Origin of the sequence: Hydrogenophaga sp. (assembly GCF_011772445.1) — a bacterium.
Lineage (GTDB): Bacteria > Pseudomonadota > Gammaproteobacteria > Burkholderiales > Burkholderiaceae_C > Hydrogenophaga.
This window is the reverse complement of the sequence record NZ_WVZN01000026.1, coordinates 199,640-226,369: the sequence shown is the minus strand read 5'-3', so window position 1 is coordinate 226,369 and position 26,730 is coordinate 199,640. Positions and strand designations below refer to the sequence as shown.

Here is a 26,730-nt window from a genome sequence, read left to right as displayed (position 1 = left end):
GCGCGTGGAGTCTACAGGCCACGATGCGCCCGGGCGTTTCTGCCCGGCGTTTTCAGGAGCCGCGCTTGACGGGTCTGGGCGGCGGCGTCTCGTCGTCGTCTTCGGACGCCAGTCCTTCATCCTCCGCGGGATCGCCTGCCTGCGCTTCGTCGATGAACGCCAGGTCGGGGTCCTCGTCGGTGTCGACATCGCCCCCGCCCGGGGTGAACACCTGGTCCGTGCCCACGTCCCAACCGTCGCCCCTGCCACCGTCGTCGCTCGCGCTGCGGCTCTCGCCGGTGCCGGCGGCATCCGTCGAGGACGCCAGGGCGTCAGGCGGCAGCAGCGTGGGGTTCTGCGCGTCGGGCGATGAAGCGACGTCGGCGGGCACGCCGGGATCGCCCCCGCTGTCGTCGGCAATGCCCATCATGTCGCTGCCGCTGTCGGAGGAGTCTCCGGGGCCGAGGGACGCGGTGTCGCGTCCTCCGGGTTGTGAAGGTGCGGGGCTGGTGCCCTGAATGCTGCTGCGTGCCATGGGGTGTCCTTTCCTGGAACGGCGGTCCACGCCGTGTCGACCGCCCGTCCCTGTCGGGGGCAGTCGGCGTGCCCGGCCCCGGGGTGATCGCGCTCCCTCAAACGGGCTCGGTTCATCTCACTTGGGCCGCGGCCGCCGCAGCGCGGGCGTGACGCGCTGCAGCGTGCCCGCGCGCAGCGCCCGCACCGCATGCGCCACCGCCAGGCCCACATGGCGCGCCTCCTGCTGCAAGCATTCGTCCGCGTCGAGGGCCTCGTGGCTGTCCGCGTAGGGCTGGTAGTAGCCGATGTAGCGGTCCAGCCGGGCCTGCATGCCGGCGTCGATCAGGCCCATCCAGTCGAGCCAGTCCGACAGCAGGCGCCGCGTGTCTTCGATGCCACCGACGTCACCGTGCACCAGCACGCCGTAGACCCGGCCGGCCAGGTGCTGCGGGTAGTCCCACCCCGCCAGTTCCACCGCCTTGGCCTTGGCCGGGTCCTTGCCCTGCGTGCGCGTCGGGTCCGGGTTGCCGCCGTCGGCGCAGACGAGCCGGTCCATCATCAGCTTCAAGGGGCTGGGGCTCTGGTACCAGTACACCGGCGTGACGATGGCCACCGCATGCGCCGACACCCAGCGCTCGTAGATCTCGGCCATCCAGTCCCCCGTCTGACGCATGGCGTGGTTCGGGTAGCAGCTGCAGGGCCAGTGGCACAGGGGCATGGCGGTGGACAGGCAGCCCTTGCATGGGTGGATGTGGCGGCCATAGCCCGAGGTGAGTTCGCTGAGGTCCAGCACATCGGTGCCGATCCCTTCGGACGCCAGCGCGTCGCGCACGATGCGCGTGAGACGGAAGGTCTTCGACATCTCGCCCGGGCAACTGCCGTCGTTGCGCGCCGACCCGCAAATCACCAGCGCACGCGACGGCGTGGCCTCATCGAGCCAGCGCGCCTGGGCCGCCGCCAGCCGCTCCTTCGTCTCGCGCCACTCGTCCGACAGCTCGTACGTGGGATCGGCATAGGCCGGGCCGGCCGGGTGCGTCCGGGGCGCCTTGCGGCCGTCCTGGTAGGCCTGCCAGGCGATCGCCTCCAGGCGCGCCAGCGCGGGCGCCTCGGCCTCGAAGGCCGGGTCGTGGAAGTCGGCGCGGAAGCGGCGGCTGAAGGTCTCGCGGTCGAGCGGGGGCGCGGCCTGGCCCTTGCGGACGGTGGTCATGGCGTCATCGGCGTCGAGGGAAAGGTGTTACCACCGGCAACCGCCATGCCCGGGGGCCGGCCGGGCGCCGCCGGTGGTGGAAAATGCCGGGTTCCCCGCCGCCGTCCCCGCATTTTTCTTGCACCGCCCTTTCCACCGCACCGCCCTCGTGCGCCAGCTTGCCGGCTACCTGCCGGCCCAGCCCGACACCCCGCGCCAGGACCTCGCCGAGCGCCTGGGCGGCTGGCTGGACGTGCGCGACGCCATTGCCTTGCACGCGGCGCACCAGGCGCCGCCGGGCTTTTCAGCGCACCAGGCGCCGCCGGACTTGGCAGCGCACCAGGCGCCGCCGGCCCTGGCCCCACGCCGCGCGGCCAACGGAGCCGGCGTGGCCGACCTGCAGGCGGCGCTGCAGCGCCTGCGCGCCACGCTGCGCCAGGGCATTTCGGCCCCGCCCGCGCTGCCGGTCGAGCCGGGGGACAGCGCCTTCGCCCCGCACCACCAGCGCTGCCTCGACCTGCAACGCCGCATGGAAACCGCCATCGAAGCCTTTCGCGCCCACGTGCGCCAAGCGCTGGCCAAGGCCTCGCCGCGGCTGGCGCGGCTTGCCGCACTGGACGCCACGCTGGACCGACTGTTGGCCGGGCGTGAACAGCGGCTGCTGTCCGGCGTGCCGGCCTTCCTCAAGGCGCGCTTCGAGCAACTGCGCCAGACCCACCCCGACGACTGGCCCGAGCCCTTCGAGCAGGAGCTGCAGCAGGCCCTGGCGGCCGAGCTCGAGCTGCGCCTGCAGCCCGTGACCGGCCTCATCGAAGCCCTGGCCCAGGCCAGCGCCTCGCACTGAACAGACACCCATGAACCGCCCCCTCCTGAACCGCACGTTCGTCGCCGCCGCCTTCGCCCTCGGCCTGCTGGCCGTCTTCTGGGTCGGTGCCGGTTTCATCGGCACCAGCGCCACCGCGCTCGTCATGACCGCGCTCATCGGCGGCGTGTTCCTGCTGGGCGCGCTCGAGATCCACCGCTACCGCCACGACACCGCCGGACTCGCCACCGCGCTGCAGCAAGCGCCCCTGCCCGGCGCCACGCTGGGCGACTGGCTGGCCCGCGTGCCCGCCGGGCTGCGCCACGGCGTGCGCCAGCGCATCGAAAACGAGCGCGGCGCCCTGCCCGGCCTGGCGCTCACGCCCTACCTCATCGGCCTGCTGGTGATGCTGGGCATGCTCGGCACCTTCCTTGGCATGGTGCTCACCTTCAAAGGCGTGGTCTTCACGCTCGAAGGCTCGGCCGACCTGCAGGCGATCCGCGCGGCGCTGGCCGCGCCGATCAAGGGCCTGGGCCTGGCCTTCGGCACCTCGGTCGTGGGCGTGGCCACCTCGGCCATGCTCGGCCTGATGTCCGCCATCGCGCGGCGCGAGCGCGCCGAGGTGTCGCGCCAGCTCGACGCGCGCGTGGCCGACGCCTTGCGGCCCTTCTCCCTCGCGTACCAGCGCCAGGCCACCGTCGACGCCCTGCAGCAACAGGCCAATGCCCTGCCCGCCGTGGTGACGCAACTGCAGGCCCTGGTGGAACAGATCGAGCGCCGCGGTCAGCAGCTCGACGAACAACTGCTCGCGCGCCAGACGCGTTTCCTGGACAGCTCGGGCGAGGCCTACCGGCAGCTCGCGCGCTCGGTCGAACAATCGCTCAAGGACAGCCTGGACGCCAGCGCCCGCAGCGCCGCGCAGAACCTGCAGGGCGCCGTGGCGCAGGCCATGGGCGCCATCGTCGAGCAGACCACGCGCCACCACGAACGCGTGGACGCCTCGCTGCAATCGCTGATGCAGGCCGTCGGCAGCGGCTTCGAGCAGCGCAGCGGCGCGCTCATGCAGGGCGTGCAGGAGACCCTGAACCGATCGCAGGCCGAACACCGCGAGCGCCTGACCGAGCTGCAGAACGCGATGAGCGAACAACAGAGCCGACAGAGCGAGCAGCACACCCGCCAACTCGCCGCGCTGGGCACGGCTTTCGAAGCGCCGATGGCGCGCCTGATCGCCACCGCCGGCGAAGCGCCCCGGGCCGCGGCCGAGCTGGTCGCGCAGCGGCGCGAGGAAATGGCCCAGCTCGCCGAGCGCGACCAGCAGGCGCTGCAGGAACGCGGCGCGCTGCTGCAGCACATCGACTCGCTGCTGCAGCGCGTGCAGCAGGGCACGGGCGAGCAGGCGGCCGCCATCGAGTCGCTCGTTGCCTCGGCCGGCGCGGTGCTCGACCAGGTGGGCCGCCAGTTCGCCGACACCGTGGGCGTGCAGGCCGTGCGCGCCGAGGACGTGGCCGCGCAGGTCAAGGCCAGCGCGATCGAACTGGCCAGTCTGGGTCAGGCCTTCGGCCAAGGCATGGAGCAGTTCAGCGCCACGAACGACAAGCTCATTGAGAGCCTGCGCGGCGTGGAGAGCGCCGTCACACAGTCCATCGCGCGCAGCGACGAACAACTCGCCTACTACGTGGCGCAGGCCCGCGAGGTGATCGACCTGAGCATCAGCTCGCAGCAGGGCATCGTGGAAGACCTGCGCCGCCTGCGCGCGCAGCCCGTGGGGAGGCAGGCCGCATGATGGCCGGCCTGGACGAGCGCCCCGACGACGGCGGCGACGAGCACCACGCCCCCGTGTGGGCCGTGTTCGGCGACCTGATGTCCGGCCTGGTGGGCGCCTTCGTGCTCATCCTGGTGGGCGTGCTGGTGGTGCAGATGGACCTGGTGAACAGCCTGCAGGCCGAGGTGCGCAAGCGCGAGCAGGAAGAGCAGCGCCGCATGGCGCTGGAAAAGGCCCTGGCCATTCCCCTGCAGAACGGCCGCGTGACCCTGGACAACGGCCGCATCGGCATCAGCGGCAGCGTGCTGTTCGCGCTCAACTCCGACGAGCTGCGGCCCGAGGGCCGGCAGATCCTGCGCAGCCTGGTGCCGCCGCTGCAGGTGTACCTGGGCGAGCGCGACGAGATGCTCATGGTCAGCGGCTTCACCGACGACCGCCCGGTGCAGGCCGGCAACCAGCGCTTCGCCGACAACCTGGAGCTGTCGGCCCAGCGCGCGCTCACCGTCACGCGCGCCCTCATCGAAGAAGGCATGCCGCGCCAGCGCGTGTTCAGCGCCGCCTTCGGTGCCGAACAACCCGTGGCCTCCAACGACGACGAGAAGGGCCGCGCGCTCAACCGCCGCGTGGAGATGGCCCCCGTACCCAAGGCCGCCAGCGATAGCCGGAAAGCCGCACGTGACTGAGCGCGACGAGGTCCCTGCGTCCCGCCCCGGCTCGGCCACCGCCACCCAGGCCAGCGTCCTGGCCCAGCTCAACCGGCACATCGCCACCGTCAGCGGACAGCCCCTCGCCGCGCGCACCGAACTGCGCAGCGCGCAGGCCTTTCGCGACACCTGGGAGCGCCTGCACGCCGAGGACGAGGTGCAGCAGGCCGTGCAACGCGGGCCCGAGAACCCCGGGCCGCTCAACCCGCACCGCTTGGTGCTGCGCACCCTGGGCCTGCTGAGCGAGCTCTCACCCGACTACCTGCGCCGCTTCATGGCGCACACCGACGCGCTGCTGTGGCTGGACGAGGCGAGTGCCCGGCTCAAGCCGGCGCCGGCCGTCAAGGCCCGGAAAGCCAGGCCCAAGCCCTGAGGGGCCCGGGTTCGGGCGATGGCCCGTTCAGGCAAGCGGTGCCTGCGCCGCCAGCGCCTCGCGCAAGCGCTCGATGGGCGCGAGCTTCGCCTCGTCCACCGGCCCGTTGCGCGTCACGAAGTAAGTGCTCCAGCCCGCGCTGGTCTTGAGCAGTGGGGCCACGCAAAAGCTCTGTGACTCCAGGTGGCGCGTGGCGTACATCGGCAGCACGGCCACGCCCAGTCGGGCGCGCACCAGCTCCAGCGCGGTGGAAAGCAACTGCACCTCGTGGCCGATGGCCAGGCCCTCGTGTTCGGCGAGCTGGTCCTGCAGCAACAGGTTCCACTGACCACCGGTGCGTCCCACCAGCACCAGCTCGGTGTGGTGCAGGTCGCTCCAGCCCAGCCCGCCCGCCTGTTCGGCCTGCTCGCTCAGCGCCGAGTCGCGCGCGCACACCAGGGCGATGCGATCCTCGAACAACAGGGTGGAGCGCAGCTCGCCCGACAGGCGCAGCGGCGAGTCGATCGAGCCCACGGCGACGTCGGCCTCGCCGTGCAGCAGCATGTCGCCCAGCATGCCCACGGGACGATCGAAGAGCGCGATCTTCAGTTGCGGCTCGCTGGCCTGCAGGCTGGCGATGGCCGGCGGCAGCAGCGCAGCCGAGGAAAGCGAGCCGGCCGCCACGCGCAGCACGATGCGCTCGGCGGTCTTGCCGTGGCGCAGGTCCTTGAGGGCGCGCTCGATTTCCAGGTCGGCACGCAGGCCCGCGCGCTGCAGGTGCTCGCCGGCCTCGGTCAGGCCGATGACCCGGCCGCGCTGCACCAGCGGCATGCCGACCTCTTCCTCGAGCTCGCGGATCAGCGAGCTCACGGCCGACTGCGTGATGAACAGTTTCTCGGCGGCGCGCGTGAAGCTGCCGGTCTGGCCGATGAGGGCCAGGGCCTTGAGCTGGCGGAGGGTGGGCATGGGGAATTATGGTGTCCCCTGTGCCCCTCGCAGGGGCACCCCTCAGGCCTCGACGCGCTCTTTCACCCGATGGGCCGCGAGTTCGATCAGGCAGGCGCCCTCAAGCACCTTTGCCGCATCGGGGTCCGCGTCGGGCCAGGTCCGGTCCTCCCCGCTCGCCAGGTCCAGCCAGCGCTTCACGCGCAGGCCCTGCGTGTCCAGCCAGTCGGGCAACTGCATCAGCGCACCACCACCCGCAGGCAGCACCAGCAAGAGCGTGGATGAGCCCACATGCGCCGTGCCCACCAGGAACTGCGGGTCGCGCACCCAGCGCGGCGCCTGTGGCGCAGGCAGCTCGCTCAGCGCGCCATGCAGGTTGCGCAGGGCCTGGCCTTCGCGCTTGGGGTTGAAGCGGCGGTCCACCAGGCCCGCGCGCGGGAAGTAACCGCGGTCGACGTCGCTGAGCGTGTCGAGGAACACGTCCACCTGCGGGAAGCAGCGGCTGGCGAAGGCCGCGCCCAGTGCGCGCACGCCATTGGCCTGCGCGTCGTGACGCGCCTGGGCCGGGCTGTCGGACGCCAGGCGCACGTGCACCTGCGCGCGCACGCGGTGGCGTTTGGCGAACTCGGCTGCCTCGGCGATGCCTTCGTCAAACAGGGTGTCGGCGGCGACGCGAAACACCAGGGCATCGACGCCCCGCCCGCCCGTCGCGTCGAGCAACTCGCGCGCCGCCGGGTCGGCCGCGCCCGCGAAGCCGTGGTCCACCAGCAGCTTGATCTGCTTGCCGTCGCGCGACTGGCCGGAGGCGCTCCAGAAACGCGAAAGGTGCAGGGGCACACCCACGCGCTCGCGCAGCGCGTCGAGCCGATCGCCCAGGTCCGGCGCCAGCGGCCACTTCACGATGAGTTCCAGCGCGCGCAGCAGGTGCCGGTGCTCGCGCAACAGCGCAAGCTGTTCGTCCGTGGGCCAGCCGAAGAGGAAGACCGTGAAGCGGCTGCCCAGCGCGGCCAGGGCCGCCATGCGCGCGCGCGAGGCCGGGTCGATCAGGTCGTCCAGCGGCACGCGCAGCGTGCGGATGCCCATCTCCCACAGCGCGAGGATGGGGTAGTCGTTGCGCGCCTGCTTGCGGCGGAACTCGTCGAGCATGCTGCTGTAGGGAATCTGGTGCAGCTCGCCCCAGTGGTAGCGCAGGTCCAGGCCGAGGCCGGGGCCCGATGCACCCGCGGCAGGCGGCAGTTGCGGCCAGTCGCGCTGCACGCTCGGCGCGGCGCCCTCGGGCCGGTCGTGCGTGCGGATGAACTGCGGCACCAGGCGGTCCTCGTACACGTCGACCACCAGCACGCCGAGCTTGGACACGTCGTTGCGGCCGTTCTCGTGCTCGGGCGGCTGGCCCACGGCGAACAGCTCCGAGTAGTCGCCGCGCACGAAGGCCGTGGACGGCAGCGAGAAGATCGGCGTGCCCGCGTGTGTGTTGAAGAAGAAGTTGTGCACGTGGCCGGTGAACACCGCCGCCAGTTGGTGCCGCGCCACCAGGCCCAGCAGCCAGGAACGGCCGGGCTCGTCGATGTTGTCGTAGTGGCCGTGCTCATCGGCGCTGGCAATGAAGGGCGGGTAATGGACGAAGAGCAGCGTGCGCCGCCCGGCGTTGGCGCGCAGATCGTCTTCCAGCCAACGCGCCTGCCGCGCCTCGGCGGCCAGGCCCGAGTTGATGAGCGAGGTGTTGATCACCACGAAGTGGCAGTCGCCGTGGTCGAAGGCGTAGAAGTGCTCGCCGAAGTGGCGCTGGTAGAGCTCGACGTAGGGCTGGCAGATCTCGCCGGCGGGCACGTAGTCGGCGTGCTTGTCGCCCACGTCGTGGTTGCCGGGCACCAGGTGCAGGGGCGCGTCGAGGCGGCCCACCGCGGCCTTGAAGCGCGCCACCGCATCGGGGTAGGACACGGCCTCGGGCACGGGGTGGATCATGTCGCCCACGTGCACGGTGAAGTCGGGCGCCAGGGCGTTGAGCACGTCCACCGTGTGCGCGAGGCGCGTGTTGGTGAGCCGGTGCGACTCGTAGGGCGAGATCCGGTCCTCGTCGGACGGGTTGACGTGGCTGTCGGCGATGACGGCGAAGCGGAATAGTCGGGGGGACATGCGCACCTTCTCAGCTCGCGGCGGCGCCCGAGTACTTGACGGCGGCCTGCCAGAGCTTCTGCTCGCTGGCCATGGTGGCGGCGTAGGCGCGGGCGTCCTGGTAGGCCACGTCCACGCCCACCGCGCTCAGTTGCTCGGCCACGGCCGGCGTGGCCAGCACGCGCTTCATCGCGGCGCTCCACTGCGCGAGGATCGGCGCCGGTGTGCCGGCGGGCATCATGAAGCCGAGGTTGGTGCCGCTGGGAATGCCGCGCACGCCCAGTTCGTCGAGCGTGGGCACCTCGGGCAGCGAGGCGGAGCGCTTCGCACCGGTCTGGGCCAGCGGCACGATCTTGCCGGACCGGATGTGGCTGAGGGTGGGGCCGATGGCGTCGATGCCGATGTCGAGCTCGCCCGAGAGCACCGAGGTGATGGCCGCCGGGCTGCCCCGGAAGGGCACGTGCACGATGAACAGCTTGCGTTGCGCCTTGAGGCTTTCGAAGGCCAGGTGCGCGGTGGTGCCGCTGCCGGGCGAGGCGTAGTTGAGCCGGCCCGGCGAAGCCGCGATGCGCTTGAGCAGCGCGTTCAGGTCGCGCAGGCCCGAGGAGGCCGAGCAGTAGATGAGGCTCTGCGCCACGCCGAACTGCGCCACGGGCACGAGTTCCTTGTCCGCGTCATAGGGCAGCCTGGCGTACAGGTAGGGCGCGATGCCGAGGTTGGCCGAGGTGGACAGCAATGCGGTGTAGCCGTCGTTGGCCGAACGCGCCACCTGACCGGTGGCGATGGTGGCGGACGCGCCGGGCTTGTTGATGATGGCCACGGGCTTGATGCCCTCGTCGGCCAGGGCGTTGGTGACGATGCGGGCCGCCACGTCCATGGCGCCACCGCCGGGGAAGCCCACCAGCACCTGCACGGCGCGCGAAGGATAGGTGTCCTGGGCGAAGGACGGCCGTGCGCCCAGCAGGGCGGCGGCGCCGAGGGTGTGGATGAGTTGTCGTCTTTGCATGGGGCGGCCTCGTTGAAGTGCGGCCCATTGTGGGCGGCGAGGCCGATCGACTGAAGCGCGAATTTCTAATGCGCGGATAAGCAGAACTTCTGCGGCGCACCAGGGTGCGGATCACGCACCGGTGGCGTGCACGCCCAGGGGCCGGAAGCGCTCGTCGACGCGCGCCGGCGAGGGCGGATCGATCATCGAGCCAGTTCTCAGAGCGGCCGGCTCGCGGCGATCCAGGCCTGCGTGGCGGACAGCGTCAAACGGTAGCGCGCGCAGTTGAAGACCTCCAGCTTCTTCAACTCGTCCATCAGCAGCTCGCGAAAGCCCGGGGCCGACGCCTCGCCGAGGCCCAGTTCGTCCAGCGCCGCCTGCAAGGACCTTCGCTCGCGGACCACCAGGCCAATCGCGTCGGTCAGGGCTTCGCGGTAGCGCAGGCGCAGCGGGTCCGGCGAACCCAGCGAATCCCTCACCGCGGCGTATTGCCTGAGCGAGCGCCGGTACGCCCAGGTGAAGAGGTCCACGGCCAGCGCGAGGTCGCGCTGTTCGTACACACCCAGCATGGCGAACGCGTGGTCGTTCACGTCCACGTCGAGGAAGGACAGCGGCGAACAGTTGTAGAGCATCAGCGGAATGTTGGCCGACAGGCGGCTCGTGCGCTTGTTGCCGTCCTCGAAGGGCTGCAGGTACGCGAGGTTCACCCACAGGAAGAAGGCGGCCTCGATCGGGTTCTTGATCAGCCGGGCTTTCTCGACGACGCTGTCCAGCATCTCTTCCAGCGTGGCGGGCACCTGGTTGGGCACATAGACGGACCCGCTGATGTTGACCACCTTCTGGCGGATGGCGCCCAGTGCCTCGCTGTCGGGCAACAGGTCCTGCATCAGCACGGCGTGCAGGTTCCTCACCAGCGCGGTGGACAGCCCTTGCAACGGCGCGGCATCGACCAGGAACTCGATGGCCGCCTTGTGGTTGAGCAGCATCACCGCATCGGTGTCGTTGCCCGCGGTGCCGCGCTTGAAGAGCTCCTGCGTGTCGAGCAAGGAGTAGCGGTTGCCTTCCAGGCGAGAGGACGACCAGGAGAGGTCGATGAGCAATTGCTCCAGCACCTTGCGGGCGTAGGTTCCGGCGGGCTGTTGGTCTCGCATCCGGCCGGCGCGGTACAGCTCGTCCGCCAGCGCGGGCGGCATCAGCCAACTGGCGTTGGGCACGTAGCGGTCGACGAAGTCGCGCTGGTACGAGACCGGGTCCCTCGCCGCCAAAGGGACTTCGAGCCGGCGACGCAACTGGAGTGCCGCGAGCGACCACGCCGGCCCGCCCCGGGCCTCGCCCGGCTCGCGCACCGCCAGCACGGGTGGGACGGACGGCACGGAGTCCACTTCACGCCGGGCCAGTCGATAACGTGTGGCGCGGGCCTTGCCGTCCCGCACGAGCTCGCCACTGGCGCACAGCGCGTCCAGGTGGCGGCGCACGGTCGCGGAGCTGCCACCGGTGGCCCGGATGAGTTCGGTCGACGACACCCGGTGCTGGCCGCCGTCGGCCAGGCGCCTCAGCGCCTGGAGCACCATTTCACGTGATTGACCCATGGTATCTGCTCATATTCACTCAATTTGAGCAAATAATACCTTGATATTGAGCAAATAAGGGGTGATTTGAGCAGATGTCGAGCGGATCAGTGGCCGTGCAACAGGTGCACCGCGCGCGCACCCCATTCGTAGCCGGCCTCGCGCGCCGCGCGCAGCGGCACGGCTTGCACAGGCGTCACCGGCAAGGCCATGTCCGCCTCGCTGCACTGCCCCAGCACCAGTCGCGCGAACTCGCGGCCGAACACCGTGCCCGGCGCGATGCCGCGGCCGTTGTAGCCGCTGAAGGACCAGGTGTTGCGCGCCAGGCGGTGCAGCCGCGGCAGGGCGTCGCGGGTCATGCCGATGTGGCCGTACCACTCGTGGTCGAAGTGAATGCCGCGCAGCGACGGGAACAGGCGCGCGAGGGCGCGCCGGCCCCAGTCGCGGTGGATGGCGCGGCCCGCGCCGCGCAGCGCGCCCACGCTGCCGAACACCAGGCGGCCCGCCGCGTCGAGCCGGAACGAGGAGAGCACCAGGGCCGTGTCCCAGGCGCCCTGGCGCTGCGGCAGGATGGTGGCGCGCTCGCGCTCGCTCAAGGGCCGCGTGGCGAGGTTGAAGTAGGGGAAGCGCACCAGCTCCTCGTCGAGCCCCGGCCAGGGGCCGGCGGGCGCGCTGTAGGCGTTGGTGGCCACCAGCACCCAGCGCGCGTCCACCGTGGCGCCCTGCGCGGTGGTGAGGCGCCAGTGCGTGCCTTCGTCGCGCACGGCCGCGAGCGGGGAATGCGCGTGCAGCGTGGCGCCGGCCGCTTGCGCGGCGCGCGCCAGGCCGCGCGCGTAGGCCAGGGGCTGCAGGGTGCCGGCGCGGCGGTCGAGCAAGGCGCCGCTGTAGGCGGTGGTGCCGGTCAGCCGCGCGGCGGCGGACGCGTCCAGCAACTCCACCGGCGCGCCGAGGGCCTGCCATTGCCGCGCGCGTTCGCCGAGTCCGCGAAACCCCGACGCGCCCACCGCACAGTGCAGCGTGCCCTGGCGCACCGCTTCGCAGGGGATGCCGTGGCGGTCGATCAGACCGAACACCACCGAGGGGCCTTCGCCCAGACGTTCCAGCAGGCGCGGCCCGTGCACCGGACCCAAGCGCTCGGGCAGCGCGGCGGGCATGACCCACAGGCCCGCGTTGACCAGGCCCACGTTGCGGCCCGAGCCGCCGAAGCCGATGTCCATGGCCTCCAGCACCAGCGCGGACGCTCCGCCTTCGGCCAGGTGCAGCGCGGCCGACAGGCCGGTGTAGCCGGCGCCAACGATGGCCACGTCCACCGAGCGGGGGGCTTGCAAGGGCGGTGCCTCGGGCGCGGGCGGGGCCGAGGCCTCCCAGAGGCCGTGCGTGAGGGGATCGGCGCGCGTGCTCAGGACGTGGCGTTCCATCAGCCGCAGGAGCCCACGTAGCCGCAGGCTGTGCAGTGGTCGCAGCCGTCCTTGCGGATCATGGCGTGCGCGCCGCACTCGGGGCACTTGCGCCCGGCCATCTGGCCGGGCACGGACAAGGCCACCGCCGACGGGGGCGCGACAGGCGTGGCAACGGACACGGTGCCTGTCACGCCCTGGCGGCGCTCCAGGATGTTCTGCACCGCGAAAGCCAGCGCCGCGACCTCGGAGTCGTGCCACATGGGAATCACCGCGCCGTCCTCGCGCGTGCGTGTGCCCAGGCGCACGGGGCCGCGGTCCCAGGCCACCTTGCGCATGTCGCGCAACGCGCGCGCGAGGAAGCCGCCGCGCGCGGCCAGCGACAGCAGGCGCATGCTGGCGGTGATCCACTGCTGCGACTCGGCGCGTTGCCCCACGGGCATGAAGAACTCGATGGCGCGCGACTGCGTGCCCTGCCCATCGGTCGTCGGCACGGGCAGGAAGGACACCACGATGTAGGTGGTGTGGTGACCTTCCTGCGTCCAGTACTCGATCTTCTCGGCCACCGCGTCGAGCGCGCCCAACGGGCGTTGCTCGATCACGCTGCGCATGGGGTCGCCGGGCAGGGGCGCGGCGGGTTCGTCGGCCACCGCGGCACCCTGCACCGACAGCACCGCGCCCAGGATGTCGTTGGGCCGGTAGGTGGCCAGGCCCTTCAGTCCGCCGCGCCAGGCCTTGAGGTACAGGTCCTTGAATTCCTCGAAGGGGTACTCGGCGGGCACGTTCACCGTCTTGGAGATCGAGGTGTCGATGAAGGGCTGCACCGCGGCCATCATGCCCAGGTGGCCGTCCACGCCCATCTCCAGCGCGGAGACGAAGTACGGCGGCAGGTTCTGCACGTCGCCGCCGAGCGCGCGCCACAGGCGCCAGGCGTGGTCGCTCACCTCGTGTTCACGCGTGCTGCCATCGGCCTCGCGCTTCTTGCGCGTGTACGTCCAGGAGAAGGCGGGCTCGATGCCGTTGGAGGCGTTGTCGGCGAAGGCCAGGCTCACCGTGCCCGTGGGCGCGATGGACAGCAGGTGGCTGTTGCGGATGCCGTGTTCGCGGATGGCCCGCCGGATGTCGGCCGGCAGGCGGCTGGCGAAGGTGCCGTCGGCCAGGTAGCTCTCGACGTCCAGCTTGGGGAAGGCGCCCTTCTCCTTCGCGAGCTCGACCGAGGCGCGGTAGGCCGCGTCGCGCAGGCGCTCGGCGATGCGCGCGGCCATGGCCACGCCGGCCTCGCTGTCGTAGCGCAGCTTGAGCAGGATGAGCGCATCGCCCAGGCCGGTGAAGCCCACGCCGATGCGCCGCTTGGCCTGTGCCTCGGCGCGCTGCTCGGGCAGCGGCCAATATGTGAGGTCGAGCACGTTGTCGAGCGCGCGCACCTGCAGGGCCACGGTGCGCTCGAAGGCCTCGAAGTCGAAGGCCGCGTCGCCGCCCACGCCGAAGGGGTGGCGCACGAAGCGCGTGAGGATGATGGGGCCGAGGTCGCAGCAGCCGTAAGGGGGCAAGGGCTGTTCGCCGCAGTTGTGCACCACGAGGCCGTTGGCATCGAAGGCGTGCACGTCGTCCACCGTCACGTCGTAGACGGTCTCTTCGCCGTCGGGCAGCAGCGATTCGACGGTGGCAAGGAAGCGCTCGCGGTTGGGGGTGCGGCGGTAGTCGCCCAGCGCCTGCTCCAGCCGGGCCGCCTTGTCGGTGTCCTGGAAGCCGATGCGTTCGGCAAACAGTTGCAGGTTGTCCTTGCAGATCACCAACTCGTGCTGGGCCTGCGTCGGATAGTCGGCCGCACCGCCTCGGCCATCGGGCAGGCGGCGCGCGCCTGCGGGCCGGCGTTCACGGTAGAGCGTCGAAGCAACGCCCAGGCGCAGCAGCATGCGCTGCACCGCTTGCAGCAGCACCTCGTCGCTTTGCGACAGGCGAACGCTCACGCCCTTGTCCTGAGCGCCTTGCACGCTGCCGTCGGCATCGAACAGGCCACCGAGCAAGCCTTCGCAGAAATCGGAGGACCGCTGCTCCATCGCCGGCGTGATGCCCTTTCGGCCCGGCGCCATGCCCAGTGAGAACGCCAGATCGCGCAGCGCCGCGCTGCTCAGGCGCGCCTCGCCACGGCCGGCGATCGGGCGCTGGAAACCGCGGAAATCGGCTCGGTGCGTGAGCGTGGCGGCGGCGGCCTCGGCGGCTTCCACGACCCCGGCCGCGCCCGACGCGGCGAAGGCCACGGTGTCCTGCCCGACGACGCGCAACTCGGGCGCCCATACCGACAGCGTGGCCTTGTCGGCCTTGAGCGTGCCGTCACCGATCAGCAAGCCGAGCAGGTAGCCCTCCTCGCGCGTGCCCGCACCGGCCCAGCCCTGCAGCGCGCGATGGTTGTTGAGCACGATCTCGTCACCCGGCCGCAGCCGGGCGGCCTCGGTCCAATCCAGTTCCATGCTGTAACGCGTCCTGCGTGCCACGCGGCGCACCCGGTGGTCGGCTGTCAGGCGCAAGGCGTGGCCTTCGCGCGTGCTCAGGCGCCACACGGGTTTGCGGCCGGTTTCGAAGAATCCCTCGCTGCGCACCGCGTAGCTGAGGCCGTCCACGACCGCGTGAAACCGACGCCCGATGAGGTCCTGCACGGTGCGCGGCCCCTCCTCGGTCATCACCCAGGTATCGGCCGTCACGCAAGGATTCGTGGCCTCGATGCTCTCGATGGCCCGCAGGTTGTTGTCGCGCCCGATCGCGTCGATGAACAGGATGCCCGGCTCGGCGAAGTCGTAGGCGGATCGCATGATCACGTCCCACAGCTCGCGCGCGCGAACGGTCTCGTAGACCCATAGGCCGTCGTCGCGCTGGTGCGCGCCACGCGCCACCTGCTCGGGTCCCGGCTGCGCGGCGTGGACGAGGTCCCATGCCGCATCCGCCAGCACCGCGTCCATGAAGGCGTCGGGCACGGCCACCGACACGTTGAAGTTGTTCCAGCGCCCCGGCGTGCGCTTGGCGGTGATGAACTCGCGCACGTCGGGGTGGTCGATGCGCAGCACACCCATCTGCGCGCCGCGCCGCGCGCCCGCGCTCTCCACCGTGGCGCAGGACTGGTCGAACACGTTGATGTAGCTGCACGGCCCGGAGGCAACGGAGGCCGTGACCTTCACGCGCGCGCCGCGCGGTCGGATGCGCGAGAAGTCGTAGCCCACGCCGCCGCCGCGGCGCATGGTTTCGGCGGCTTCGCGCAAGGCCTCGTAGATGCCGGGGTAGCCGGCCTCGTCGCGGCCCTGGATGGAGTCGCCCACCGGTTGCACGAAGCAGTTGATGAGCGTGGCCTGCAGCTCGGTGCCGGCCGCGCTCATGATGCGCCCGGCACCGATGCCGCCCTGGTGCAGCAGGTCCAGGAAGCGGGCCTCGAATGCCGCGCGGCGATCCGGCGCCTCCACGCTGGCCAGGGCGCGCGCCACGCGCGCGAAGAGCTGCTCGCGCGTGGTTTCGCCGTCTTTGAGGTATTTCTCGCGCAACACCTCTTCGCTGATGGGCTGGGGGTCCAGCTCGGGCAAGAGGTCGCGCGCGGCGGGTTCTCGGTTCATGGCGGTGGTCCCGTTCGAAGGCGAGGCCCGGTCCTACAGGGGGGAAGGCCGGGGCGTGGCACCATTGTGGGCCGCCCGGCCGGCCGGCTCAAGAACGGGCCGCTGCTGCCGAGATGTACCCTGAGGGCTTTCGCCCGCTCACCGCCCCACCCAGGAGCGCGCCATGTCGCCATCCACCATCAACCCCGCGCCCCGGCGCCACAAGATCCTCATCGTCGACGACGACCCGGGCATGGTGCACCTGCTCGCGCGCACCCTGCTCGACATCGCGCAGCTGCACTTCGCCGTGCGCGGCGACGACGCCCTGATCAAGCTGGCCCAGCACCAGCCCGACCTGCTGGTCATCGACGCCGAGCTGCCCGACCTGAACGGCTACGAGGTGATCGCGCGCATGCGCGAGAAACCCGCGCTGGCCAACACCAAGGTGGTGATGGTCACCTCGCACAACACCTCCTCGTACCGCCAGCGCGCGTTCGACGCGGGGGTGCTGGACTTCTTCACCAAGCCGATCGACCGCGACCTGATCCGCCTGCGGCTGGAGCAGATCCTCAGTGGCGAGGCGATGGAGTACATCGAGCTCGACGAGCGCCCGCTGCCCGTGCGCAAGGCCGCCGAGCGCCCGGCTCCGCCGGCGCCCGCCCCCGCGCCGCCTCCCGCGCCGCTTGCAGCGCCCGCGGCCGCAGCGGCCCCGATGGACGTTCACGCCATCACCTCCGAGCTGTTCGAGCGCATCTCGGCCATCCTGCTGCAGGCCGAGACGCTGCGCGAGCGCGCCCCGGCGGGTGCCAGTTCGGCCGAGCTCTACCCCGTCCAGCGCATCCAGGAAGAATGCGCCGAGGTGATCCAGTTGCTGGTCACCATGAGCGGCGAGGACTGAGGGAACCCCCACGCTCCGCCGCTGCGCGGGGCGGGCTGATCCGCCTGAGGGCGGCCCGGCGGCCGATCGCGCTCCCGGCCACTCAGGCGGCCACTCAGGCGGCCAGGCGCACGGCCGGCTCGCCGCTCGCGCTCGGCACCAGGGCCAGCGCGCGCCGCAGAAAGGCACGGTTGGCGCTGCTGTCCGGCCGCAGCGCCAAGCGCTCGTGCGCCAGGGCTTCGGCCAGCGCGCGCTGGCCGCCGCGCAGGGCCGCTTCGGTCAGGGTCCAGTCGATCACGTCGCGCTGCGCGTGGCTGCCGCCGAAGCGGTTGGCGATGGGGCGCGCGCGCCAGAGGCAGTCGATCGACCGCTCGAAGTCGCCGTTCCAGAAGGCGGCGAAGCCGGCCACCAGGTCGGCCCCCGTCTCCACCGCCCAGCGCGCCGCTTCACCGCGCTCGCCCGCATGGCGCAGCCGGGCCTCCAGCGCGCGCACCTCGGCCTCGCGGCCCGCGCCCAGCCAGGCCATGGCGGCGTGCCAGTCGTTGAAGGCGTAGCTGCGGCCGTCGGCGTGCGCGTCCCAGGCCGTGGCCAGTTCCTGCCAGCGATCGCCGATCTCATGCCCTTCAAGGTGCAGGCGCCACAGCAGGGCCGAGGCGTCCACCATGTCCACCGCCACCGCGCTGCGGCCAGAGCGGATGGGGCTGTCGTAGAGGGCCAGCGCCTGGTCGGCCTGGCCGACCTCGATGTGGCACAGCGCCCGGTGCCACCAGTTGTGCACCTGGAAGAAGTTGTCGGCGCCGGTCCAGTACGGCTCACGCACGCGCGCCCAGTCGATGCCGTCCTCGTGGCGCGCCTGCATCTCCATCACGTGCGCCACCGCGTGGTGCGCCCAGCAGTCGCGCGGTTCGGCGCTCAGCGCGGCGTGAGCGGCGTCCTCGGCCTCGGCGTACTGGCCGCACTCCTCCAGACCGAAGGCGTGCATGCCCAGCAGCAGGCCACGGCCCGGCCGGTCGGCGGCCCACTGCGGCAGCGTGCGCGCGATGCGGTCGCGCAGGCTGCGCGCGTTCGCGCGGAAGAAGTCCACCAGGTGCCCGACTTGCAGCGCGACGATGTCGAAGGGGTGCTCGATGTGGTGGCGGTCCAGCAGCACGGCCGCGGCCGACCATTCGCCGTCCAGGATGCGCGTGGCCGCCGCCAGGTGCGAGCGCTCGCGCCCGTTGAGCGGCCAGCCGGCCACCGTGGCCAGCAGCCCGCGCGCGGCCTGCGTGGCGGCGGGCTCGGTGGCCACCGCCATCAGATGCGCCTTCAGCAGGGCCGCCATGGCGAAGCGCGGCGCCAGTGCCAGGGCGGCGTCCAGCGCGGCGATGGGGTCGCCCCGGTAGAGGTTGAAGGCGGTGACCGCCTGGTCGAAGTGTTGCGCGGCTTCGCGCGTGGCGCCCGACAGCGCCTGGCCTTGTGCGTCGGTGATCATGGGAAATGCTCCGTGGTTCGATGAAATCCGGCGCACGCGACAGGCAGTCATTGCCCGCGCGGTGCCGGTGCGCTTAATCTAGGCAGCGGCCCCGGCGGCGACCATCTCCGCGCCGCCGGGTTTTGTTGCCGAGCCGCCGCGGCCCTCCCCCATCGATATGAACGACGCCCCCGACCATGCCCTGGACGACGTGCTGCGCGCGCTGCGCCTGCGCGGCGGCGTGTTCGTGGAGGCCGAGTTCGGCGAGCCCTGGTGCGTGCTGTCGCAGGTGGGGCCCGAGGATTGCGCGGAGTTCACGCCGCTGCCGCGCGAGGTGATCGCCTACCACTACGTCTGCGAGGGCACGATGCGCCTGCGCGTGGAGGGCGCGGCGCGCGACATCGAGCTGCGCGCGGGCGACCTGGCGATCCTGCCGCGCAACCAGCGCCACCGCCTGGGCAGCGACCTCGGCGCGCCGCCCCTGCCGGTGGAACAGCTGGACCACCACGCGGGCCAACACGGGGTGCTGCGCCTGGTGCACCCGGGCCAGCGCCTCGGCGCGCGCTTCTTTTGCGGCTACCTGGGCCACGACAACGTGAGCGATCCCCTGCTCATGGCCTTGCCCGAGGTGCTGCACCTGCGCCTGGGCGACCCCGCTTCGGCGCAGTGGGTGGAGAGCTCCTTGCGTTTCGCCGCGCAGCCCGCGGGCGCGCAGCACGGGCTCACGCCCAGTGTGCTGAGTCGGCTGGCCGAACTGCTGTTCGCCGAGGCCGTGCGCCAGTACCTGGCGGGACAACCCGAAGGTGGCAATGGCTGGCTCGCCGGCCTGCGCGACGCCAAGGTGGGCCGCGCACTGGCCTTGCTGCACGGCGAACGCCAGCGCGCCTGGACAACGGAAGAGCTGGCCCGCCTGGTCGGGGCGTCCCGATCGGCCTTCGCGGAGCGCTTCACCGCGCTGGTGGGCGAGCCGCCCATGCGCTACCTGGCCCAGCAGCGCATGCACCTGGCGGCCGAGCGCCTGCGCGAAACCGACGACCCGATCGCGCGCATCGCCGAGGTGGCGGGCTACGAGAGCGAGCCCGCCTTCCACCGCGCGTTCAAGCGCGCCTTCAAGGAATCGCCCGCGGCCTGGCGGCGGCGCCAAGCGGGTGTGACGCTGCTGGCGCCGTGACGCGGCGGGCCGCCGCGATCGCCCCGCCGGGCCTCAGGCCTTCAGCGAGAACCCGGCGATGCGCTTGTAGTTCTCGGAGATCTCGCGCAGCGCGTCCTGGCTGATCAGGTCGTCGATGCGGGTGAAGGGCTGGCCACCGCTGAGTTCGTCGGCCTTCATGATGATGAAGTCCGGCGGCAGCGTGCGGTTGGTCTCCACCACCTTCGCGGTCGCGGGCAGGCGCACGGCTTCGTAGCGGCGCAGCGCGGCCTCGGGGTCGCCCGGCGTGGCGGCGAGTTCATCGGCCAGGGTGCGCGCGTCGATCAGCGCCTGTGCCGAGCCGTTGGATCCGCGCGGGTACATCGGGTGCGCCGCATCGCCCAGCAGCGTCACGCGGCCCTCGCCCCAGTGCGGCAGGGCGTTCCTGTCGACCATGGGGTACTCGAAGATCTGCTGCGCGGCGCCGATGAGCGCGGGCACGTCCAGCCAGTCGTAGCGCCAGTCCTGGAAGATCGGCAGGAAGTCCTCTACGCGGCCGGGCTTGTTCCAGTCGTTCATGGGCGCGCGCGGGTCGCGGATCTCGGCCACCCAGTTGATGAGCTGATGGCCCTGGCCGTCCACGTTGTCGACGATGGGGTAGATCACCATCTTGCCGGTGTCGATGCTGCCGATGCGGAGGTAGCTCTTGCCGTCCAGGATGGGCTTGTGCACCGACACGCCGCGCCAGGTGTTGATGCCGGCGTAGCAGACGCTGTCCTGCGGGTGGAAGTGGCGGCGGATCACCGAGTTCACGCCATCGCAGGCCACCACCACGTCGGCCCGCACGGACGCGCCGTTGTCGAAGCGCAGCGTGGCCCCCTGCGCCCCGGGTTCGATGGCCACACAGCGGTGGCCGGTGTGCAGGCGCGCATCGCCCAGACGTTGCCGCGCGGCGCGCCAGAGCACGCCGTGCAGCTTGCCGCGGTGGATGCCCAGTTCGGGCAGCGGATAGCCCGCGTGGCGGCCGCGCGACTCGCTGTAGACGAACTGGCCCCAGCGATTGAAGAACACGCTCTCGCGGTTCTCGATGGCGATGGCCTCCAGCTCGGCCGTCAGGCCCAGGGCATCGAGCTCGCGCATGGCGTGAGGCAGCAGCGTGATGCCCACGCCCAGTTCCTTCACCTCGGCCACGCCTTCATAGACATCGCAATCCAACCCGCGCTGCTTCAGGCCGAGCGCGAACGCCAGGCCGCCGATGCCGCCTCCCACCACCGCGATCTTCATCGTCGTGCCTTGCTTCATTCGGCCTTGATGCCCTGCGCCTTGATCAGCGCGGCCCAACGGTCCGCGTCCCGGTTCACCAGCTTCGCGAAGCCATCGGGCGTGTCGCTCGCCGGGTCCATGCCCTGGCCCTCGAAGGCCTTCTTCACGTCTTCGCTGCGCAGGATGTCGTTGATCTCGCGGTTGAGCGTGGCCACCTGTGCGGCGGGCATGCCCTTGGGCGCGAAGACGCCGTACCACATGTCCACGTTCACATCGCCCGCCTTGGCCTCGCTCAGCGTGGGCAGATCGGGCAGCAGCGGGTGGCGCTTGTCGCTGCCGATGCCCAGGGCCACCAGGCGGCCGCTGCGCACCTGCGGCAGCGCCACGTGGATGGGCAGGAACATGGCGTCCACCTGGCCGCCGATCATGTCGGTGACGGCCGGGCCCGTGCCGCGGTAAGGAATGTGCGTGAGAAAGACCTTGGCGGTGTTCTTGAACAGCTCCATCGACAGGTGGTGCGGCGTGCCCACGCCGGGCGAGGCGTAGTTGAGCTTGCCGGGCGCCTTCTTCGCGGCGTCGATCAGTTCGGCCGCTGTCTTGAAGCCCGAGCGCGGGTGCGTCACCAGGATGAGCTGGCCCCAACTCGTCAGGCTCACCGGCTGCAGGTCGCGCACCGGGTCGAAGGGCATCTGCGGGTACAGGCTGCGGTTCATCACCAGCGTGTTCACGCTCACCAGCAGGGTGCTGCCATCGGGCGCGGCGCGCACCACGGCCTCGGTGCCGATGTTGCCGGAGGCCCCCGCGCGGTTCTCCACCACCACCGGGCGCTTCAGGCGCTCGGACAGTCTGGGGCCCACGGTGCGGGCGATGAGGTCGATGCCGGTGCCCGGCGTGAAGGGCACGATGAGGCGCAGCGGGCCATCCTGCGCGGCGGCCAGGCCCGCCGTGGCGAGCAGCGCGGCGGCGACGAGGCCGCGGCGGGTGAGCACGAAGCCGGATTTCATGCGGGGTCTCCTATCGTTAGCATGCTTTCAAATATGAAGGAAGTTCGCCTGTCGCACATCCGTAGAATCCCGATCGCCCGACGAACGCCATGACCTTGAACGACCTTTACCAGCGCCCCGGCTTCCTGCTCCGCCGCACGCACCAGATCTCGGCGGCGGTGTTCGAGAACGCCTGCGCCAGTGTGGGCCTCACGCCGGCGCAGTATGGGGTGCTGACCGTGCTGGCGGCCGAACCGGGGCTGGACCAGACACGGCTGTCGCGCGCCCTCGCCTTCGACAAGGTGACGGTGATGCGCGTGCTCAAGGGCCTGGAGGAACGCGGTCTGGTGTCGCGCGAGCGCTCCAGCGTGAGCCGGCGGCAGATGACGGTGAGCCTCACTCCCGAGGGTGAAACCCTGCTGGCCGCCGCGCGCGAGCCAGCCGAGCGGGCCTACCAGCGCCTGCTCTCGCCGCTCACGCCCGTCCAGCGGCGCCAACTGATCGAGCTGTTGCAAACACTTACCGATGGGCTGGCGGACGAGGCGCGTGCCCCCTTCGTCCCGCTGGAAGCCAACGCCGACGCGGCCCCCGCGCCGCGCGCGCGCCCGCGCCGCTCCCCCACCTGAGCGGGCGCCAGCCCGCGGCTGGCCCGACGATTGCTATGGCTTGCGGAAAGGGATTTGTCGATCCCGCCGTCCGCACCGAAGCGGACGATCACCGCACACGGGGACCGCTAGCGTGCAAACGATCGAGTCACATGAACTGGCGACGGCCACGGGCCCGCTCGGCGCGGCCCCGCACGCGCCACTGGCGGTGGCGTCGGCGTACCAGGGCGTGTGGGCCCGCACCCTGCTGGAAACACCGGCGGGTCGCGACACCACGAGTTGGGTGCGCTGGGTACAGACCGGCAACTGGCACGGTGCCCTGAGCGACCCGGACGAGACGCCGGGCCCACGCGGTGGCCCGGGCGCGGAACACAGCGTGTTCCAGACACCCGATCGCATCGTGCAGACCGCGCTGCGCGAACGCCAACTGGCGGTGTGGGAACGCCTGCCGGCTTCGCACGGGCGTCGCATCGCGCTCGCGCGTCGGGACGCGCAGGGCCTGCCCACGCTGGAGCGCTTGCTGATCTGTGGTGACTACCTGCTGCATGTCAGGCCCGCCAGCCAAGGCGCGCAGGAACTGGCCTTCGGCCGACTGGACGAGACGGGCACGCACTGGCGCGTCGAACGCGCGAACCAGGCGCCACCGGACGGGCGCGAGCGCGCCTGGTGCCTGCAGCGCCTCGGCATGGACCTCGCCACCGTGAATGGCGACGAGCCACTCGCGGGCACCTGGGAGGTGCTGGAGTGGCTCGAGATGTGAGCGCCGTCGCGCGGCGCTGATCGGATGGACCGGGCGCCGAGGCTCAGCGGTCGCGGCGGCCGCGCGGACCACCCGCGCGCTCACCGAAGCCGCCGCCACGCGGGCCACCGAAGCCGCCGTCGCGCGAACCGAAACCGCCTTCGCGTGCGCCAAAGCCGCCTTCGCGTGCGCCGCCATTGGGGCGCTGGCCCCAGCCGCGGGACTGGGCCGGGCGGTCCTCGCCGCGCGAGAAGCGCACGTCGCCACGCGGGCCACGGGCGTCGCCGTTGTACGGCGCGCGCGGCTCGTGGTTGTACGGCGCGCGCGCATCCGCACGCGCGGGGCGCGCATCGCCGTGGGGCGCGCGGTTCTCGCCACGGAAAGGACGCGCCTCGCCATAGGGCGCGCGGCCTTCGCCGCGCGCCGGGCCCCAGCCCTCGCCACGGCCGGCGGGACGGCCACCCGGGCGGCCACCACCGCCACGGCGGTCTTGCGACCAGCCCTCGCGGCGCGGCGCCGGCGGGCGCTCGCGCGGCTCCAGGCCAGGGACCACCTCGGCCTTGAAACGCTGCTGCGTGTAGGCCTCGATGTCACTGATGCGGCGGCGGTCGCGGAACTCGGCGAAGGTGACGGCCAGGCCGTCGCGGCCCGCGCGGCCGGTGCGGCCGATGCGGTGCGTGTAGTCCTCGGCCTTCATCGGCAGGCCGAAGTTGAAGACGTGGGTGATGGTGGGCACGTCGATGCCGCGCGCGGCGACGTCGGTGGCCACGAGGATCTGCACCTGGCCGTTGCGCAGTGCCATCAGGCGGCGGTTGCGCAGGCCCTGGCTCAGCGCGCCGTGCAGCGCCACGGCCGCGAAGCCGGCCTGCTGCAGTTCGCCGGCCAGACCGTCGCATTCGATCTGCGTGCTGGCGAACACGATGGCCTGGTTGATCGAGGCATCGCGCAGCCAGTGGTCGAGCAGCTTGCGCTTGTGCTCGGCGTGGTCGGCCCAGAACAGCACCTGCTTGATGTTGGCGTGCTGCTCCTGCGGGCTGTCGATCTGCACCTTCTGCACGTGCTTGCCGTTGTCGTGCATCACGCGCATGGCGAGCTGCTGGATGCGCGGCGCGAAGGTGGCGCTGAACATCATGGTCTGGCGGCGCTGCGCGGTCAGCGCGTTGATCTCGGCGAGGTCGTCGGAGAAGCCCAGGTCGAGCATGCGGTCGGCTTCGTCGACGACGAGGAACTGCACCTGGTCGAGCTTGAGCTGCATGGAGCGCTGCAGGTCCAGCAGGCGGCCCGGCGTGGCCACCACGAGGTCGGCGTTCTGCAGCTTGGCGATCTGCAGCTGGTAGGGCATGCCCCCCACCACGCTGGCGATGCGCAGACCACGGCAGTGGCGCACCAGGTCGATGGCGTCGTGCGCGACCTGTTGCGCGAGTTCGCGCGTGGGGCACAGCACCAGGGCGCCGGGCGTGGCGGGCTTGAAGTGGCGCGGAAGCAGCGGGTTCTTGCGCTTGGGCGCCTTGGGCGGCGCCTCGCCGCGCGCGGCGGCCTCGGCCGCCAGGCGCTCGCGCTCGGCGCGCTCGGCCGCTTCACGCGCGGCCTGCTGCTGGATGAGGGTGTGCAGCACCGGCAGCAGGAACGCCGCCGTTTTGCCGCTGCCGGTCTGGCTGGACACCATCAGGTCGGCGTAGCGCTCGGCGCCTTCGGCCTTGATGGCCAGCGGCATGACCTTGGCCTGCACGGCCGTGGGCTGGGTGTAGCCCAGGTCGGCCACGGCCGACACGAGTTCGGGGGCCAGGCCCAGCGCGGCGAAGGCGCTGGCGTCCGCCGGGGCCTGCTGTTGTTGTTCGGGAGAGATCGCGGGCGAGGTCTCGCCGCGCGCTTCGAAAGCGTCGCTCATGTTCGTTCCTGCGCCCCGCAAAGGAATGGGGCGCCAATGACCGAATGCCGCGCGAAGGGGATTCAAGCCCCGGGGCGTCGGATCCGTTCGTGGTTACACAACATCAACCACAAACGGTCCGCCCGGAAGCGGTGGCCCCTGCTCGCTCGCGCGGGTGGCGGGCGGTGTTCGGGGGCCGGGTGTGTGAGGCCAATGCACAAAGGGCTTCGCCGTTGCCAGCGAAGCCCGCGATTCTCGCACAGATCCGGGAAAACCCCAAGCCCTGATCAGGCCATGACGGCCGCGACCAGGTGGAACAGCAGCGCGGCCAGCACGGCCGTGGCGGGCACGGTGACGATCCAGGCCGCCACGATGCGCATGACCACCGAGCGCTTGACGATTTCCTTCTTGTAGGCCTTCTTGAAGGCCTTGCGCTCACCCTTGTCGAACACCGCGCCATCCAGCCCGCGCACCTTGGCGCGCTGCTTCATGTCGGCCAGCATCTGCTTCTTCTCCTGTACCTCGGCGGACTCGAAGCGCTGCATGTAGGCCTCGACCTCCTCGCGGTCAGCGCCCTGGTGCCCGGCGCGCACCACGGCCTCCATCTTGGCGTAGTTGACCTTGAGCAGTTCGCGCAGGAACCCGACGCCGAAGACCGCGCCGATGGAGATGTGGGTGGTGGACACCGGCATGCCCAGTTGCGAAGCCACGATCACCGTGAGCGTGGCGGCCATGGCGATGGAGTAGGCACGCATCTGGTCGAGTTCGGTGATTTCCTTGCCCACGGTGCGAATGAGCTTGGCGCCGTAGAGCCCCAGCCCCACCGACAGGCCCAGCGCGCCCAGCACCATGATCCACATCGGCGTGCCCGCGGTGGAGGCGATGGCGCCTTCCTTCACGGCCTCGTAGATGGCGGCCAGCGGGCCCACGGCATTGGCCACGTCGTTGGCGCCGTGCGCGAAGCTCAGCAACGCGGCCGAACAGACCAGCGGCCAGGTGAAGAGCTGGTTCACGCCGTCCTTGGAGTTCTCCTGTTGGCGCGCGGCGCGATCGATGGGGCGGCGAACGAGTGCCCAGACCAGCGCTGCCACGGCCAGTCCGGCGATCAGCGCCACCGGGAAGGACACCTTGACGATCTGGCTCAGGCCCTTGAGCAGCATGTAGGTGGTGTAGGACCACACCATCAGCGCGATCAGCACGGGCACGACGCGCGCCGCGGCCTCGGTCTTCTCGGTGCGGTAGGTCACGCTGCGCTTGATGAGGTAGAGGAATGCGGCGGCGAACAGCGCGCCGGCCAGCGGCGAGATGACCCAGCTCGCCACGATGGCGCCGATGGTGGGCCAGTGCACCAGACCCCAGCCGCCCGCGGCGATGCCCGCGCCCATGACGGCACCGATGATGGAGTGCGTGGTGGACACCGGCGCGCCCAGCGCCGTGGCCAGGTTGAGCCACAGGGCCCCAGCCAGCAGTGCGGCAAACATCACCCAGGCGAACAGCGTGGGATCCGCGATGTCGGCCGGGTCGATGATGCCGCCCTTGATGGTGCTGACCACCTCCCCCCCGGCGACGATGGCGCCCAGCGCCTCGAACACCGCGGCGACGATGATCGCCCAGCCCATGGTCATGGCCCCGGATCCGACCGCCGGGCCCATGTTGTTGGCCACGTCGTTGGCGCCGATGTTCATGGCCATGTAGGCGCCCACCGCCGCCGCGATGATGAGCAACCACACGGCGGTGCGGCTCAAGCCGGCGTCGGCCGCCCCGGTCAGCGAGGCGTACAGTCCCACCAGCAAGAGAAAGGCCACCGCGGTGGCCAGTTGCAGCGCCTCGAAGTGGCGTTCGACGAAGGGGCGGGACTTCTTCTTCATGTGAATTTGGCGTGAAAGTCACGCTATTGTCATGCAAGCCTGCGGGCGGCGTACCCGGCAGGC

At 71.3% G+C, this 26,730-nt stretch carries 21 protein-coding genes; 8 read left to right on the top strand and 13 right to left on the bottom strand.

Annotated features, from left to right (window positions below):
• Positions 1 to 52: 52 nt before the first annotated feature.
• On the bottom strand, positions 53 to 514 hold the full coding sequence (locus GTO19_RS12370) for a hypothetical protein (protein ID WP_291021189.1): 462 nt from the start codon (positions 512 to 514) through the stop codon (positions 53 to 55).
• Between the two features lie 117 nt (positions 515 to 631).
• On the bottom strand, positions 632 to 1,702 hold the full coding sequence (locus GTO19_RS12365) for a flavodoxin family protein (RefSeq protein ID WP_291021188.1): 1,071 nt from the start codon (positions 1,700 to 1,702) through the stop codon (positions 632 to 634).
• A gap of 118 nt (positions 1,703 to 1,820) precedes the next feature.
• Between GTO19_RS12365 and GTO19_RS12360 the strand changes: the two genes are divergently transcribed.
• Genes GTO19_RS12360 through GTO19_RS12345 form a run of 4 tightly spaced genes read left to right on the top strand, consistent with a single transcriptional unit; the run spans position 1,821 to position 5,322 of the window.
• Positions 1,821 to 2,525: a DUF3348 family protein gene (locus tag GTO19_RS12360; RefSeq protein WP_291021187.1), complete on the top strand. Its 705-nt coding sequence runs from the start codon at positions 1,821 to 1,823 to the stop codon at positions 2,523 to 2,525.
• 10 nt (positions 2,526 to 2,535) lie between these two features.
• Complete coding sequence (locus tag GTO19_RS12355; protein WP_291021186.1) at positions 2,536 to 4,266, top strand: hypothetical protein; 1,731 nt, start codon at positions 2,536 to 2,538, stop codon at positions 4,264 to 4,266.
• Entirely contained in the window at positions 4,266 to 4,928 is a 663-nt protein-coding gene (locus GTO19_RS12350) for an OmpA family protein (RefSeq protein WP_291021246.1), read from the top strand. Before GTO19_RS12355 ends, GTO19_RS12350 begins: the two co-directional genes overlap by 1 nt.
• Positions 4,921 to 5,322, top strand: coding sequence for a DUF2894 domain-containing protein (locus GTO19_RS12345; RefSeq protein ID WP_291021185.1), 402 nt, complete (start codon positions 4,921 to 4,923; stop codon positions 5,320 to 5,322). Before GTO19_RS12350 ends, GTO19_RS12345 begins: the two co-directional genes overlap by 8 nt.
• A gap of 27 nt (positions 5,323 to 5,349) precedes the next feature.
• On the opposite strand, the gene GTO19_RS12340 is transcribed toward GTO19_RS12345, so the two are convergent.
• From GTO19_RS12340 to GTO19_RS12315, 6 genes are all read right to left on the bottom strand, one after another.
• Complete coding sequence (locus GTO19_RS12340; protein WP_291021184.1) at positions 5,350 to 6,267, bottom strand: LysR family transcriptional regulator; 918 nt, start codon at positions 6,265 to 6,267, stop codon at positions 5,350 to 5,352.
• A gap of 42 nt (positions 6,268 to 6,309) precedes the next feature.
• Positions 6,310 to 8,379 (bottom strand): metallophosphoesterase, encoded by a 2,070-nt coding sequence (locus GTO19_RS12335; protein ID WP_291021183.1) that lies wholly within the window; start codon positions 8,377 to 8,379, stop codon positions 6,310 to 6,312.
• Positions 8,380 to 8,389: 10 nt separating this feature from the next.
• Positions 8,390 to 9,364, bottom strand: a complete 975-nt coding sequence (locus tag GTO19_RS12330; RefSeq protein WP_291021182.1) for a tripartite tricarboxylate transporter substrate binding protein — start codon at positions 9,362 to 9,364, stop codon at positions 8,390 to 8,392.
• Positions 9,365 to 9,561: 197 nt separating this feature from the next.
• On the bottom strand, positions 9,562 to 10,932 hold the full coding sequence (locus GTO19_RS12325) for a Fic family protein (protein ID WP_291021181.1): 1,371 nt from the start codon (positions 10,930 to 10,932) through the stop codon (positions 9,562 to 9,564).
• Between the two features lie 86 nt (positions 10,933 to 11,018).
• Complete coding sequence (locus GTO19_RS12320; RefSeq protein ID WP_291021180.1) at positions 11,019 to 12,329, bottom strand: FAD-binding oxidoreductase; 1,311 nt, start codon at positions 12,327 to 12,329, stop codon at positions 11,019 to 11,021.
• Positions 12,329 to 15,907, bottom strand: coding sequence for an LAGLIDADG family homing endonuclease (locus GTO19_RS12315; protein WP_291021179.1), 3,579 nt, complete (start codon positions 15,905 to 15,907; stop codon positions 12,329 to 12,331). Before GTO19_RS12315 ends, GTO19_RS12320 begins: the two co-directional genes overlap by 1 nt.
• Positions 15,908 to 16,070: 163 nt before the next feature.
• Between GTO19_RS12315 and GTO19_RS12310 the strand changes: the two genes are divergently transcribed.
• On the top strand, positions 16,071 to 16,784 hold the full coding sequence (locus GTO19_RS12310) for a response regulator (RefSeq protein ID WP_291021178.1): 714 nt from the start codon (positions 16,071 to 16,073) through the stop codon (positions 16,782 to 16,784).
• A 94-nt stretch (positions 16,785 to 16,878) separates the two neighbouring features.
• Here the strand turns inward: GTO19_RS12310 and GTO19_RS12305 are convergent, their stop codons facing one another.
• On the bottom strand, positions 16,879 to 18,234 hold the full coding sequence (locus GTO19_RS12305) for a tetratricopeptide repeat protein (RefSeq protein WP_291021177.1): 1,356 nt from the start codon (positions 18,232 to 18,234) through the stop codon (positions 16,879 to 16,881).
• 157 nt (positions 18,235 to 18,391) lie between these two features.
• Between GTO19_RS12305 and GTO19_RS12300 the strand changes: the two genes are divergently transcribed.
• Positions 18,392 to 19,384 carry an AraC family transcriptional regulator gene (locus GTO19_RS12300; RefSeq protein ID WP_291021176.1) on the top strand — a complete coding sequence of 331 codons (993 nt, stop codon included), beginning with the start codon at positions 18,392 to 18,394 and terminating at the stop codon, positions 19,382 to 19,384.
• 33 nt (positions 19,385 to 19,417) lie between these two features.
• Here GTO19_RS12300 and GTO19_RS12295 read toward each other — a convergent pair whose 3' ends face one another.
• Both GTO19_RS12295 and GTO19_RS12290 read right to left on the bottom strand, forming a co-directional pair.
• Positions 19,418 to 20,626, bottom strand: coding sequence for a flavin-dependent oxidoreductase (locus GTO19_RS12295; RefSeq protein WP_291021245.1), 1,209 nt, complete (start codon positions 20,624 to 20,626; stop codon positions 19,418 to 19,420).
• 14 nt (positions 20,627 to 20,640) lie between these two features.
• Positions 20,641 to 21,609, bottom strand: coding sequence for a tripartite tricarboxylate transporter substrate binding protein (locus tag GTO19_RS12290; protein ID WP_291021175.1), 969 nt, complete (start codon positions 21,607 to 21,609; stop codon positions 20,641 to 20,643).
• Positions 21,610 to 21,698: 89 nt separating this feature from the next.
• Here GTO19_RS12290 and GTO19_RS12285 point away from each other — a divergent pair, with 89 nt between their 5' ends.
• Entirely contained in the window at positions 21,699 to 22,214 is a 516-nt protein-coding gene (locus GTO19_RS12285; protein WP_291021174.1) for a MarR family winged helix-turn-helix transcriptional regulator, read from the top strand.
• A 112-nt stretch (positions 22,215 to 22,326) separates the two neighbouring features.
• Entirely contained in the window at positions 22,327 to 22,953 is a 627-nt protein-coding gene (locus tag GTO19_RS12280; protein ID WP_291021173.1) for a hypothetical protein, read from the top strand.
• Positions 22,954 to 22,996: 43 nt separating this feature from the next.
• Here the strand turns inward: GTO19_RS12280 and GTO19_RS12275 are convergent, their stop codons facing one another.
• Together GTO19_RS12275 and GTO19_RS12270 are read right to left on the bottom strand one after the other, a co-directional pair.
• A complete protein-coding gene (locus tag GTO19_RS12275; protein WP_291021172.1) occupies positions 22,997 to 24,820 on the bottom strand; it encodes a DEAD/DEAH box helicase in 1,824 nt (607 codons plus the stop codon).
• Between the two features lie 266 nt (positions 24,821 to 25,086).
• Complete coding sequence (locus GTO19_RS12270) at positions 25,087 to 26,667, bottom strand: inorganic phosphate transporter (RefSeq protein WP_291021171.1); 1,581 nt, start codon at positions 26,665 to 26,667, stop codon at positions 25,087 to 25,089.
• Positions 26,668 to 26,730: the final 63 nt, after the last annotated feature.